Genomic DNA, 13,686 nt, shown 5'->3' on the forward strand with positions numbered 1-13,686 from the left:
TTGGCTCGCAAGGTTTTTCAACCGACTTACCACGATCATCAGGAAATCGACGCGATGGCAAAAGATGCAAAAGTCCAATCAAAAATCGAGACTTTTGTCGCCGATGAGTCTGAGACTTTGGTCGAACCCAGACCTGTCCACAGAAGACTCTGGCGCTGGCGCTTCAAGCAGCGCACCCGCCATCTGAGCCGCTCCACCCAGTTTGTGCTGGCCGCTGCACTGATCCTCGGGCTGACGATGTTTTTCGTCGGCAAACTGGTAAGTGCACGCATCGAGCGTGCAGCCGTGCAGAGCGCTGCCGAAGCGGGCGCGCATTACATGGAAGCGTTTCTGGAGCCGTACGTGCAGGAGATGAGTCGCGATAACGGCCTGTCCCCGACCAGCGTCAAATCCCTGGATCGGCTCATGGATAGCCGCTCGCTGAAGCGACACATCGTCTCGATCAAAATCTGGCGTGGCGATGGCACGGTGGTCTACAGCACAGACAAATCCATCACCAACCGCCAGTTCCCGATGGATGAAATTGCCGAGGCGCTCAAAGGCAATGTGGTCACCGACCTTGAAGACCTGGATCAGGAAGAGAACGAATTCGAGCGCAAGCTCAACGTACCGCTGTACGAAATCTACGCGCCACTGCGCGAATTCAGCACCCGGAAAATCATCGCCGTGGGCGAGTTCTACGAAAAAGCCGAAAGCCTGGAACAGGAAATCAACCGCGTCCGTCAACAAGTGTGGATGGTGGTCGGCACGGCCACGCTGGCGATGTTGACGCTGCTGTTTTTCATTGTCCGGCGTGGCGACCAGATCATCCAGCGTCAACAGGTGACCCTGCGAATGCGGCTGTTGGAGCAGACCCGCCTGCACATCAGCAACGCCGCCCTGCATCGCAAAATCAACACCGCGACCCAGGAGTTCTCGCGCATCAACGAATTGACCCTGCGCCGCATTGGTGCCGATCTGCATGACGGGCCGGCCCAACTGCTGACACTGATTCTGATCCGGCTGGATGACTTGGCCGAGCACTGCACAACACTGGATCAGGAGTCGCTGGAAACCATCCGCGGCGCCGCTACCGACGCCTTGCGTGAGGTGCGCGACCTTTCGCGAGGCCTGGCCCTTCCGGAAATCAACGACCTGACCCTGACGCAGGAACTGCAGCTGGTGGCCCAGCGGCATGAACAACGCACCGGCAGCAAAGTGCAGTTGAATATCGAAAATTTGCCAGACGCGGCACCACTACCGGTGAAGCTGTGCCTTTACCGGTTTGTGCAAGAGGCACTGAACAATGCCTACCGACATGCGCAGGGCAAAGGCCAGAGGATCATCGCGCATCACCAGGAAGGAACACTGACCATCACCGTCAAAGACGACGGGCCGGGCATGGCGGCCGACGCTTTAGTGGTCGATGGCCACGGACGAAACCGGCTGGGGCTGGCCGGTTTGCGCTATCGCGTGGAGTCACTGGGCGGCGTGTTCAGTATCGAGTCCTCACCGGGCGTCGGCACCGCCATCAGTGCACAGTTGCAGTGGTAATCAGGACCCCCCGTGAACATCCAGAGGCGTTGGCGCCGGGCTGATGTGCAATCGCCCGACAGCCTCGCGCTCCCAGTGGCGCCTGAGCGCCGTGACCGCTTCCACCCGGTTGCGTGCATGCAACTTTTGCATCACGCAGGTCATGTAGTACTTGACGGTTTTTTCGCTGATGAACAGCTTGGAGGCCACCTCTTTGTTGGTCAGGCCCTTCGAGACTTCGCGGATAATCTGCTCTTCCCGATGAGTGAGGTCGATCTTGCGGACTTCGGCTTCATGTTTCTTGAAATTGCTCAACAGTTTGTTGGCGAACTCTGGGGTGATAAAGGTTTCGCCCCTGGCAATCGAACGGATCGCCAGCACCAGATCCGGTCCGCTGACGCCCTTCAACACATATCCGCGCGCACCCGCTTCCAGGGCTGAATAGGCGTCATCCTCAGACTCTGACACCGTCAGCATCAGCACTTTCACCTGCGGTAATTGCGTGGAGATGAACTTCACTGCGGCAAATACGTCGCCCGGCATATTGACGTCCATCAGCATCACGTCCGGTCTCATCCGCTGAGCAATATCCCGTGCCTCGTCGGCATTGCCGCCTTGTTCCACGACTTGCAGATCTGCCCTTTTTCTCAACGTGTTGGCAACACCTTCACGCAGTAGAGGGTGATCATCGGCAATACCGATGCGGATAAACGGATTCATAACGCGCTCCTGAAAAGGCCATGCGTATTGACGCCCATTGATTAATAGCAGCTAACCCGCCCGGCCGCAGGGCTCCGACCCATTGCAGACCGGGTCGCCAGCGCAAAAATTAGACTTAGGTCGGGCGATTTTTCGCCGTCAACAAGTCATCCGCTTAACAAGCGGCGACAAAATAGACGGGCAAGCCATTGTTTTTGAATAAACAAAAAACCGTCAGAAATATAACGCCAGTGAAAACCCGGACCTGAAGGTCATCCGACCAACAGTCGCTCTCCTACGCTGAGGTACATCAGGCCACGGCACTGGAACCTTGCGATGAACAAGAAAAAACACCCGCGATCCGAGTTTGCCGACGTGTTTTTTCGGCTGCGCCACACGCTTTATTCACTGGCCGGATTCAGTGGCGTGATCAACGTGCTGATGCTCTCTCCTGCCATCTACATGTTGCAGGTGTACGACCGGGCGCTGGTCAGCAGCAACCTCACCACCCTGATGATGCTGACCTTGCTGATGATCGGCCTCTACACCCTGCTGGCAATGCTCGAAGTCGTGCGCACCCGTGTGATGATCCGGGTCGGCAACCGACTCGACATGGCCCTCAACCGTCGAGTGTTCACCGCCGCGTTCGAGCGCAACCTGCAACGTGCCGGCGGCAACCCCGCCCAGGCGCTGCAAGACCTTGCCCAGGTGCGCCAGTTTCTGACCGGCAACGGGCTGTTCGCCTTTTTCGATGCGCCGTGGACGCCAATCTACCTGTTCGTCGCCTATCTGATTCATCCGTTGCTGGGTATCGTCACCTTGTGCGGCTCGCTGATTCTGGTGGCACTGACCTGGCTCACCGAAATCGCCACGAAAAAGCCCCTGGCCGAAGCCAACATGGCCGCCCAGGTTTCAGGTACATTCGCCAACAACAATCTGCGCAACGCCGAAGTCATTGAAGCGATGGGCATGCTGCCGGCTATCACCGGGCGCTGGTTCGGCAGCCACCTGCGGATTCTGCAGATGCAGACTATGGCCTCGGATCGAGCGGCCTACATCAGCGGCCTCGGGCGTTTCGTGCGTATCACCCTGCAATCACTGATCCTCGGTACCGGTGCGTTGCTGGCCATCGAGGGCTCGATCACCCCGGGCATGATGATCGCCTGTTCGATCCTCAGTGGCCGGGCACTGGCACCCGTGGAGCAATTGATAGGTGCCTGGAAACAACTGCTGACCAGTCGCCGTGCGTGGTCGCGCCTGCGCGACCTGTTGCAGGATTTCCCCGCCCGCGCCGATGCGATGAAACTGCAAAAACCGTTGGGCATGATCTCGGTGGAACACCTGCACGCCGGTGCACCGGGCATGACGCAAGCCATCCTTCACGGGCCCAACTTCAACCTGTCACCCGGTGAATCACTGGGCATCATCGGTCCTTCTGCGTCGGGAAAATCGACACTGGCGCGTTTGCTGGTGGGCATCTGGCCCGCACTCAGCGGCAAGGTGCGACTCGACGGTGCCGACGTCTACCTGTGGAACAAACAGGAACTGGGCCCGTGGATCGGTTATCTGCCGCAGGACGTGGAATTGTTCGAAGGGACCATCGCCGACAACATCGCGCGCTTCGGCAATGTCGACAGTGAAGCAGTGATCATCGCCGCCAGGCGCGCCGGCGTACACGACATGATCCTGCGCTTTGCCCGAGGTTACGACACCACGCTGGACGTCGATGGCAACCCGTTGTCCGGCGGCCAGCGCCAACGCATCGGCCTGGCCCGCGCACTGTATGGCGAACCTTCTCTGATTGTGCTCGACGAACCCAACGCCAACCTCGACGACGCCGGCGAGAAAGCACTGATCGAAGTGCTGGAGGATCTGAAGCAGCGGCGCTGCACCACGGTGTTGATCAGCCATCGGCCGAGCATCCTCGGCACTGTCGATAAAGTCCTGATGCTGCGCGAAGGCAGCACCCAGTTGTTCGGCCCACGGGAAGAGGTGTTCGCGGCGTTGCGTCAAACCAGCGTGCTACCGACCGTGGGCTCACCCACCCTGTCAGCCGTGCGCGGGAGAGAGTAAATGGGGGCCTTGAGTGTTGACCCGCATGGCCAGGAACTGCTGCGTGCAGTGGCCGAGATCGACGTCGACGACCGACGCCCGGCGCGTTGGGGTGTGCTGTTGGTGATCGTCGGCTTCGGCAGTTTTTTACTCTGGTCATGGCTCGCGCCGCTAGACGCGGGGATCGTTGCCACCGCCACGGTCAAGGTCACCAGTAACCGCAAGGCCATTCAGCACCAGACCGGCGGCACCATCGACGCGATTCTGGTGCGTGAAGGCGACAACGTCAGAAAGGATCAGGAACTGGTCAGGCTCGATGCCACTCAGGCGCTCTCCGAGCAAGGGGTGGTCAACGCCCAATTCATCGCCACGAAAACCATGGAAAATCGTCTGCAAGCCGAGCGCGACGGTTTATCGGAGGTGGTCTTCGACCCGCTCATGCTGCAGCGCTACGCCGACAATGAGCACCTGAGCGAGGCGATCCGCCTGCAGCGTCATCTGTTCGAAACGCGCCGCGCCAGTCTGGCCGGCGAGCTCGACATCCTGCGCGAATCGCTCAACTCGGCGGACGCGCAAATCAAGGGGCTGCAGCGCGTCTACAACGCCCGCTCATCACAGATTGGCTTCCTCAATCAGGAACTGACCGGCGTGCGCCAACTCGCCGCCGAAGGCTACGTGCCGCGCAACCGCATGCTGGAACTGGAGCGCACCGGTTCCGACCTGAATGCCTCTCAGGCCGATAACCTGAACAACATCGCCCGCGCCCGGGGGCAGGCGGCCGACATCAAGTTGCGCATCATCCAGCGCGAATACGACTACCGCAAGGAAGTGCAGTCGCTGCTGGCCGATGTGCAAAAGGAAAACAGCGCCCTCACCGATCGCTTGCAAGCGCTGGACTATCAGGTGCGGCACACGGTAATCCGCTCGCCCATCGACGGCATGGTGCAGGGCTTGAGCGTGTCGACGGTCGGCGGGGTCATCGCCCCCGGTTTCAAGATCATGGAAATCGTCCCCGCCCATGAGCCTTTGCAAATCGACGCGATGATTCCGGTGCAGGCCATCGACCGTATGAACCCCGGGCTGCCGGTGATGATTTCGTTCCCCGCGTTCAACCATGTGCAGACGCCCAACATTCCCGGCAAGGTGCTGACCATCTCTGCCGACCGCCTGATGAGTGAGGACAACAAGCAGCCCTATTACCTGGCCCAGATCGAAGTGACCCGGGCCGGCATGGCCATGCTCGGCGACAATCACATACGTGCCGGCATGCCCGCCTCGGTCACCATCAAGACCGGGGAGCGCAACCTGCTCAGCTACCTGTTGAAACCTCTGCTCGACCGCGTCAACAGCGCGTTCAAGGAGCAATGAAGTGCATGGCCTGCGACGAGTGATCGGGGCTGCCACGCTGTTGGGGCTGGCACAATCGGCCGCAGCACTGGACCTGCGCGAGTCGTGGAACCTGATGCAATTTCAGGGTCCCACCTTGCTGTCAGCCGGGTACGAGCGTGATGCCGCTCTGGAAAACCGCGCCATCGGCAAATCCGGCCTGCTGCCGAAAATCGGGATCACCGCGTTCGACAACCACATCAACGGCACGCAGCAACAGCCGGACTTCTACGGTAACAATCACACCAACGACCTGAACTACGCCTCGCGCGGTGCCACCCTGCAACTGCGCCAGCCATTATTCAACAAGCAGAAAATGGCCGAGTATCGGCAAGGCCAGTATCAGGCCGAGTACGGTAACGCGGTGTACGACGGCAAGGCCCAGGACTCGGCGGTGCGCCTGGCCGGGCGTTACTTCGACGTGCTGCTGGCCCATGAAACGGTCAAGCTTTCAACGGCCAAACTCAACGCACTGAATGAACAGGTGGCCTCAACTCAGCGCCGTCGGGAGCTGGGCGACGGCACCGTCACCGATGTCGACGAAGCCGTAGCGAGACGCGATCTCGCTCAGGCTGAACTGATCGAGGCACAAGACAGCCTTGTTGTCGCCAGACGCCAGTTGCAAGAGTACGTCGGTGAAGCACCCGAGCAGATTGCGACGTTGCAGGAAGCCTTCCCTACCCCGCCGTTGCGACCCGATAACCTGCAGGAATGGATCATCCGCGCGGGCGCCGATAATCCGTCGGTCCGCGCCCGTCGCTTGAATGTCAACACCGCCGATGAAGAAGTGGCCAAAGCCAAGGCAGGCCACTGGCCGACGCTTGATCTGGTGTTGGGCTACACCGCCGCCGACAGCGAGACCCTGTCGACGCAGAATCAACGCAACCGTTACACCTCGGCGGGAGTGGAGCTGAACATCCCGCTGTACAGCGGTGGCTACGTGAGTGCCCGCGCCCGGCAAAGCGTGGCCACCCGGGACCAGGCTGAAGAAGATCTGAATGCCACTCGCGAAGAAATCATCTCGGGGACCACTCGCGAGTTTCGCGCCGTACAAAGTGGTGAAGCGCGCATTCATGCGCTGGAAAAAGCCGTCAGTTCCAGCGAGCGCTCGCTGTTGTCGTCCAGAAAAGGCTTTCTGGCAGGCAGCAGCACCAATATCGACATCCTCAACGCCCAGGAACAGATCTTCAACGCGCGCCGCGACCTGTTCGAAGCCAAACTCCGCTACCTGCTGGCGAGGCTGCGGCTGGCGGCCGACGTCGGCGCACTGGGCGACGACGACATCGAAAGCGCCAATGCCTATCTGGGGCCCCGGCTGTCGTTCTGAGCCTGGCCGGGCAGCCGTGCAGCCCTTGATATACGCGGACTCCGGGCCTCTGCATCAGAATTTTATCTTCACATCCCAGCTTAATAATATTTTACCGATCCCCCCCTCCTCCCTAGTCTGACCGCAAGCAAAACGGACAAGCCAACAGCGCCCGAATCCCACTGCCTTGCTAGGAAGGATGTAGAGATGACCACTGAAATAATAAAAACAGACACGCTGATCGTGGGTGCCGGCCAGGCGGGCGTAGCCATGAGCGAGCACCTGAGCAAACTCGGTGTGCCGCACCTGGTGCTGGAGCGCAATCGCATTGCCGAACGCTGGCGCACCGGGCGTTGGGATTCGCTGGTGGCCAACGGTCCGGCGTGGCACGACCGCTTCCCGGGGCTGGAATTCGATGACGTCGATCCCGACGGTTTCGCCCACAAAGAGCGCGTAGCCGATTACTTTGAAGCCTACGCGAAGAAATTCAACGCGCCGATCCGCACCGGTGTGGAGGTAAAAAGCGTGGTGCGCAATGTCGGTCGTCCGGGCTTCACCGTCCAGACCTCTGAAGGCGTCATCGAAGCCTGCCGTGTTGTCGCCGCAACCGGCCCGTTTCAGACGCCAGTGATCCCGGCGATTGCGCCCAAAGACGCGCGTCTGCTGCAGATTCACTCCGCGGATTACCGCAATCCAGAGCAATTGCCGGCAGGCGCCGTGCTGGTGGTCGGCGCCGGTTCGTCGGGCGTGCAGATCGCTGATGAACTGCAACGCTCCGGCAAGCAGGTATACCTCTCGGTCGGCGCCCACGACCGCCCGCCTCGCGCCTACCGCAACCGTGATTTTTGCTGGTGGCTGGGCGTGCTCGGCGAGTGGGATCAGGCGGCAATGAAACCGGGGCGCGAGCACGTGACCATCGCGGTCAGTGGCGCTCATGGCGGGCGCACCATCGACTTCCGTGGCCTGGCCCATCGCGGCATGACGCTGGTCGGCGTCACTGAGTCGTTCAACAACGGCGTGGTGAGCTTCAAGCAGGACCTGATCGACAACCTCAAGCGCGGCGACGAAAACTATCTGGCGCTGCTCGACGCGGCCGACGCCTACATCGAGCGCAATGGCCTGGACCTGCCGGAAGAACCCGAGGCGCGGGAAACCTTTGCGGACCCCGAGTGCGTGAAACACCCACTGGCCGATCTGGACCTGGTCAAGGCCGGGGTCACGTCGATCATCTGGGCCACCGGGTTCGCCGTGGATTATTCGTGGCTGCAAGTCGCGGCGTTCGATGACAAAGGCAAGCCCGTGCATCAGCGCGGTGTGTCCAGCGAGCCGGGGGTGTATTTCCTTGGTCTGCCGTGGCAGTCACGGCGTGGTTCCTCGTTCATCTGGGGCGTGTGGCACGACGCCAAACACGTCGCCGATCACATCGCCACCCAGCGCAAGTACCTGGACTATCGCGATGCCGAGCAGCGTGAAGCCGCCCTGCATTCGAATGCACACAGCAAAGCCGCCGACACCGTCGACGCCTGATTCCCCTTTTCCACCGGCGCCAGTGCGCCGGGCCTTTATTCGTCAGGAGCCTTACATGAGCCAGCCCACTCACACCCGCATTCGCATGTTCAACACCAAAGACACCTACCCAAATCAGACGCTCGACAACGACCTGTGTCAGGCCGTGCGTGCCGGCAACACCGTGTATGTGCGCGGTCAGGTCGGTACTGATTTCGATGGCAACCTGGTCGGCCTGGGTGATCCCCGTGCACAGGCCGAACAAGCCATGCGCAACGTCAAGCAACTGCTGGAAGAAGCCGGCAGCGACATGAGCCATATCGTCAAGACCACCACCTACCTGATCGACCCGCGTTATCGCGAGCCGGTGTATCAGGAGGTCGGCAAGTGGCTCAAAGGTGTGTTCCCGATTTCCACCGGGCTGGTGGTGTCGGCGCTGGGTCAACCGCAGTGGTTGATGGAGATTGATGTGGTTGCAGTGATTCCTGAGTAAGGCATCACACCGAGTCGCGGCTATCGCTGGCGAGCCAGCTCCCACAGGGTTTGGGGTTGTTTGAAAGCTTCCTGATCGACCCGATACCTGTGGGCGCTGGCAAGCCTGCGATGAGGCCTTCAAGGACAACATCTTCCTGGAAAGGAGCAAGCAAATGACCTTCTCTATTGCCGCCCGCTGCCCCGAAACCGGCCAGTTCGGCGTCGCCATCAGTTCCTCCAGCATCGCCGTCGGCGCGCGCTGCCCGTGGCTGTTGCCCGGTGTGGGCGCGGTGTCGAGCCAGAACATCACCCTGCCCTCCCTCGGTCCGGAGGTGCTCGCGCTGATGGAGCAAGGCCTGGCCCCTGACGCAGCACTGGACCAGGTGCTCACGCGCAACGGCTACAGCCAGTACCGCCAGATCACCGCCATCAACCACCTCGGCCAGACCGCGTATTTCAGCGGTTCGCAGACCCTTGGTGTACATAACGCAGTGGTCGGCGAGCAATGCGTGGCCGCCGGCAACATGCTCGCCGGGCGCTCGGTGATCGAAGCGATGGTCAGCGCCTTCGAAGACAGCGAAGGCCAACTGGCCGACCGCCTGCTCAGAGCCCTGCACGCCGCCCAGGCCCTCGGTGGCGAAGCCGGTCCCGTGCACTCCGCCGCCGTGGTAGTGGTCGGCGAACAGACCTGGCCGATCGTCAACCTGCGCGTCGACTGGGCCGATGAAAATCCGATCGGTCAGTTGCAAACGCTGTGGGACGCCTACCGCCCGCAGTTGCAGGACTACATCGACCGCGCCCTCGATCCGGCCAAGGCACCGGGCTACGGCGTTGCCGGTGACGACCGATGAACAGCGTCGAGTTGCTCGAAGTGCTGGTGGGGTTCGACACCACCAGCCGTGAATCCAACTTGCAACTGATCGAGTTCGTGCGCGATTACCTCGCCCGATTCGATGTGCCCTGCGCGCTGATCTACAACGACGAACGCAGCAAGGCCAATCTGTTCGCCACGATCGGCCCGGTGGATCAACCGGGCATCGTGCTGTCCGGGCATACCGATGTGGTGCCGGTCGATGGCCAGCCGTGGACACTGCCACCGTTCGAACTCACTGAGCGCGACGGCAAGCTGTTCGGGCGCGGCACCGCCGACATGAAGGGCTACATTGCCTGCGTACTGGCCCTGGTGCCGGCGCTGGTGAACGCGTCATTGCGCAGGCCGGTGCACATCGCCCTGTCCTACGATGAAGAAGTCGGCTGCCTCGGCGTGCGCTCGCTGCTCAAGGTGCTGCAACAGCGCCCGATCAAACCGCTGCTGTGCATCATCGGCGAACCCACCGAACTGAAACCGGTGCTCGGCCACAAGGGCAAACTGGCGATGCGTTGCGAGGTGCACGGCCATCCGTGCCATTCGGCCTATGCGCCGCTCGGGGTCAACGCCATCGAATACGCCGCCGAACTGATCGGCGAACTGGGTCGCCTCGGCCAGCAACTGAAAGCGCCGGCGCATCACGACCCGCGTTTCGACCCGCCCTACAGCACCGTGCAAACCGGGGTGATCAGCGGCGGCAAGGCCCTGAACATCGTGCCCGCCGATTGCCGCTTCGATTTCGAGATCCGCGCCCTGCCCTCGCAGGATCCGGCCTTGGTCGCCGCGGCACTGAAAACCTACGCCGAACGCGAAGTGCTGCCGCGCATGCGGGCGGTCAGCGCGCAGAGTGATATCCGCTTCAGCGAGTTGTCGGCATATCCGGGCCTGGCCACCGCTGCGCAGAGCCAGGCAGCCGAGTTGATTGCGTCATTCTGCGGCTCTGCGGCGTTCGGCACCGTGGCGTTCGGCACCGAAGGGGGCTTGTTCGATGCGGCGGGGATACCCACGGTGGTCTGCGGCCCCGGCAGCATGGATCAGGGCCATAAACCGGACGAGTTCGTCAGCCTCGATCAGTTGCAGGCTTGCGATGACATGCTGCAACGGATGCTTGCCTCGATCAGCATCTGAAAACCGGCTCGGCGGCCCTCACGGGTACAGCCGGGCCAACTCTTCGCGGCAATGATCGACAAACAACTGCACCGGTTTGGTCAGTTGCACCCGCCGCAGCCACGCGGCCGACAGCCCCGAGCCGGTCACGGTTTCCGCCAGCGGCACACACACCACTTGCTGGCCGTCATAGGTGTAGTCGCTGAACGGCTTGGTCACCAGAATCGAGAAGCCGAATCCATTGCCGACCATGCCGCGCACCATCTCGATCGACGGTGAGCTGAAGACGATATTCGGCGTCAGTCCGCGTTCTTCGAAAATGCTCACGAAGTAGGTTCGGCTCGGCACCACATCGAGCAAGATCATCGGTTCCAGCACCAGATCGTGCAGCGAGACTTTCGCCTGTTGCGCAAAGCGATGGCTGGCCGGCAACAAGGCGTAAGGCTGTTGCGGCGGCATCAGCGGCGTGGTGTCGATGGTGCTGTCGAGATCGTGTTCGAACATCATCGCCACGTCGATACTGCCGGCAGTCAATGCCTGCACCAGCTCCTGCTGCTCGCCATCGCGTATGCGGATTTCCACTCCCGGCCAGCGTGCCTTGAAACCGGCGATCAGGCGCGGCAGGTAGAGCGGTGCGACGGTTTCGAAACAGCCGATATCAATCTGCCCCGCCACCACATCGTTATCGGCCAGGGCGTTCTGCTCGAACTCATGGGCCACCCGCAACAGCTCCAGCGCCTTGCGATAGAACCGTGAGCCGCTGGGCGTCAGGGAAACACCCTGGGCGTGATGGCGGATGAACAGCTGCACACCGAAACTTTCTTCCAGGTGTTTGATCGCGGTCGAGACCGACGGTTGCGCGATGTAGAGCTTGCGCGAAGCTTCGGCAACGCTGCCGCAATCGGCGGTGGTGACGAAGTATTTGAGCTGGCGCAGGTTGTAGGCAGCCATGAGCACCTCCGGTGAAATAAGTCTGGCAGTACTTTTGTGGCGAGGGCTTCATCCCCCCTTTGACGGCGCAGCAGTCTCCCGCTTTCTTAGATCAAAAGAGGGGCCGCTTCGCAGCCCAACGGGGAGGAATCCCCTCGCCACAGGCCCCGGCAAATCCTGATATGAAAACAGGGTTGACCATACCGGAGCCCCCCACTAGCCGAAGCATATTTTTTTTAAGGTCTGTAGCAACAAACTTACTAATTTATCTATTCCGGGGCTTTGCACATGATCGCTTCAACAAGAATTGCGCCGCCCGTGCCGGCGCTTACCGAAGTACGTCCACGTACTCATCCTTGCCTTGGAGTCCGTCATGGCTACCGTTGCATCCACCTCCGCTCCGCTGATTGAAAAACACACGATAGGATACGTGCCCCCGGAAGATCGCCACGGAAAGGTCAGGGATTTGTTCACGCTCTGGTTCGGCGGCAATATCGCGCCGTTACCCATCGTCACCGGGGCGCTGGGCGTGCAGTTGTTTCACTTGAATCTGGTCTGGGGCATCGTTGCCATCCTCGTCGGCCATCTGGTCGGCGGCGTGCTGATGGCGCTGCACTCGGCGCAGGGCCCGCAAATGGGCATTCCACAGATGATCCAGAGTCGCGCGCAGTTCGGCTCGCTCGGCGCCTTGCTGGTGGTGTTGATCGCCGGCGTGATGTACATCGGTTTCTTCGCCTCCAACATCGTGCTGGCCGGCAAGTCATTACACGGTGTGGTCGACAGCGTGCCGGTGCCGGTCGGCATCGTCATCGGCGCGTTCGGTTCGGGGATCATCGGCATCATCGGCTACCGCTTCATTCACGTGCTCAACCGCATTGGCACCTGGGTGCTGGGGATCGGCATCGTCGTCGGTTTCGGCTACATCTTCACCCATATCCAGACCGATGACTTCCTGACCCGTGGCAGCTTCAACCTCTCCGGCTGGTTGGCCACCGTGTCGCTGGCGGCGCTGTGGCAGATCGCGTTTGCGCCGTACGTGTCCGACTATTCGCGGTACTTGCCGGCCGACGTGAAAGTCTCGTCGACGTTCTGGACGACCTATCTGGGTTCGGCGCTGGGCTCGAGCCTGGCGTTCATCTTCGGTGCCGTTGCCGTACTGGCCACACCGGTGGGCATGGACACCATGGATGCGGTCAAACTCGCCACCGGCTCGATTGGCCCGCTGATGCTGGTGCTGTTCCTGCTCAGCGTGATCAGCCATAACGCGCTCAACCTGTATGGCGCGGTGCTGTCGCTGATTACCCTGGTGCAAACCTTCGCCTACCGCTGGATCCCGACCGCCAAGAGCCGGGCAGTGATTTCGATCATCGTGTTGCTGGCCTGCTGCTTCGCCGCCGTCGGCGCGTCGAAGGACTTTATCGGGCACTTCGTCGACATGGTCCTGGTGTTGCTGGTGGTGTTGGTGCCGTGGACGGCGATCAACCTGATCGACTTCTACGCCATCCACAAAGGCCAGTACGACATCCAGTCGATCTTCCAGGTCGATGGCGGTATCTACGGCCGCTACAACCCGCAGGCATTGCTGGCATACGCGATCGGCATCGCCGTGCAGATCCCGTTCATGAACACGCCGCTGTACGTCGGCCCGGTGTCGGCGCATATCAACGGCGCAGACCTGTCATGGCTGGTGGGCTTGCTGGTGACGTCACCGCTGTATTTCTGGCTGGCCAATCGCGACACGTCTTACCGTCGGCGGATGATGGGCGGCAAACTGGCGAGCAGTCTGTGAGATTGTCCCGATAGCCTAAAAAAAGGCCCGCCTCGTGCGGGCCTTCTGCATGGCGCT

The 13,686-nt window shown here is 61.1% G+C and carries 11 protein-coding genes; 9 read left to right on the forward strand and 2 right to left on the reverse strand.

Features of this window, described 5'->3' with window-relative positions; translation table 11 throughout:
* The first annotated feature begins 54 nt into the window (after positions 1-54).
* Positions 55-1,533 carry a sensor histidine kinase gene (locus PseuLF5_RS05850; RefSeq protein ID WP_340133156.1) on the forward strand — a complete coding sequence of 493 codons (1,479 nt, stop codon included), beginning with the start codon at positions 55-57 and terminating at the stop codon, positions 1,531-1,533.
* Here the strand turns inward: PseuLF5_RS05850 and PseuLF5_RS05855 are convergent, their stop codons facing one another.
* On the reverse strand, positions 1,534-2,232 hold the full coding sequence (locus PseuLF5_RS05855) for a response regulator (RefSeq protein ID WP_128615413.1): 699 nt from the start codon (positions 2,230-2,232) through the stop codon (positions 1,534-1,536). It abuts the gene before it with no gap.
* 315 nt (positions 2,233-2,547) lie between these two features.
* Here PseuLF5_RS05855 and PseuLF5_RS05860 point away from each other — a divergent pair, with 315 nt between their 5' ends.
* The 7 genes from PseuLF5_RS05860 to argE all read left to right on the forward strand — a co-directional run bounded on the left by PseuLF5_RS05860 (position 2,548) and on the right by argE (position 10,931).
* On the forward strand, positions 2,548-4,284 hold the full coding sequence (locus tag PseuLF5_RS05860; protein WP_267795297.1) for a type I secretion system permease/ATPase: 1,737 nt from the start codon (positions 2,548-2,550) through the stop codon (positions 4,282-4,284).
* Complete coding sequence (locus PseuLF5_RS05865; RefSeq protein WP_128615415.1) at positions 4,285-5,631, forward strand: HlyD family type I secretion periplasmic adaptor subunit; 1,347 nt, start codon at positions 4,285-4,287, stop codon at positions 5,629-5,631.
* Positions 5,632-5,641: 10 nt separating this feature from the next.
* Positions 5,642-6,976, forward strand: coding sequence for a TolC family outer membrane protein (locus PseuLF5_RS05870; protein ID WP_340133280.1), 1,335 nt, complete (start codon positions 5,642-5,644; stop codon positions 6,974-6,976).
* Between the two features lie 186 nt (positions 6,977-7,162).
* Positions 7,163-8,482, forward strand: coding sequence for a flavin-containing monooxygenase (locus tag PseuLF5_RS05875; protein WP_340133157.1), 1,320 nt, complete (start codon positions 7,163-7,165; stop codon positions 8,480-8,482).
* 55 nt (positions 8,483-8,537) lie between these two features.
* Entirely contained in the window at positions 8,538-8,954 is a 417-nt protein-coding gene (locus PseuLF5_RS05880; protein ID WP_123467902.1) for a RidA family protein, read from the forward strand.
* Positions 8,955-9,108: 154 nt separating this feature from the next.
* Positions 9,109-9,786, forward strand: a complete 678-nt coding sequence (locus PseuLF5_RS05885) for a DUF1028 domain-containing protein (RefSeq protein WP_340133158.1) — start codon at positions 9,109-9,111, stop codon at positions 9,784-9,786.
* Positions 9,783-10,931 carry an acetylornithine deacetylase gene (argE, locus tag PseuLF5_RS05890; protein ID WP_340133159.1) on the forward strand — a complete coding sequence of 383 codons (1,149 nt, stop codon included), beginning with the start codon at positions 9,783-9,785 and terminating at the stop codon, positions 10,929-10,931. Before PseuLF5_RS05885 ends, argE begins: the two co-directional genes overlap by 4 nt.
* A gap of 18 nt (positions 10,932-10,949) precedes the next feature.
* On the opposite strand, the gene PseuLF5_RS05895 is transcribed toward argE, so the two are convergent.
* A complete protein-coding gene (locus PseuLF5_RS05895) occupies positions 10,950-11,861 on the reverse strand; it encodes a LysR family transcriptional regulator (RefSeq protein ID WP_222833126.1) in 912 nt (303 codons plus the stop codon).
* A gap of 352 nt (positions 11,862-12,213) precedes the next feature.
* On the opposite strand from PseuLF5_RS05895, the gene PseuLF5_RS05900 reads away from it, so the two are divergent.
* On the forward strand, positions 12,214-13,629 hold the full coding sequence (locus PseuLF5_RS05900) for a purine-cytosine permease family protein (RefSeq protein ID WP_123467893.1): 1,416 nt from the start codon (positions 12,214-12,216) through the stop codon (positions 13,627-13,629).
* The last annotated feature ends 57 nt before the right edge of the window (positions 13,630-13,686 follow it).

Source organism: Pseudomonas sp. LF-5 (assembly GCF_037626295.1).
GTDB lineage: Bacteria > Pseudomonadota > Gammaproteobacteria > Pseudomonadales > Pseudomonadaceae > Aquipseudomonas > Aquipseudomonas monsensis.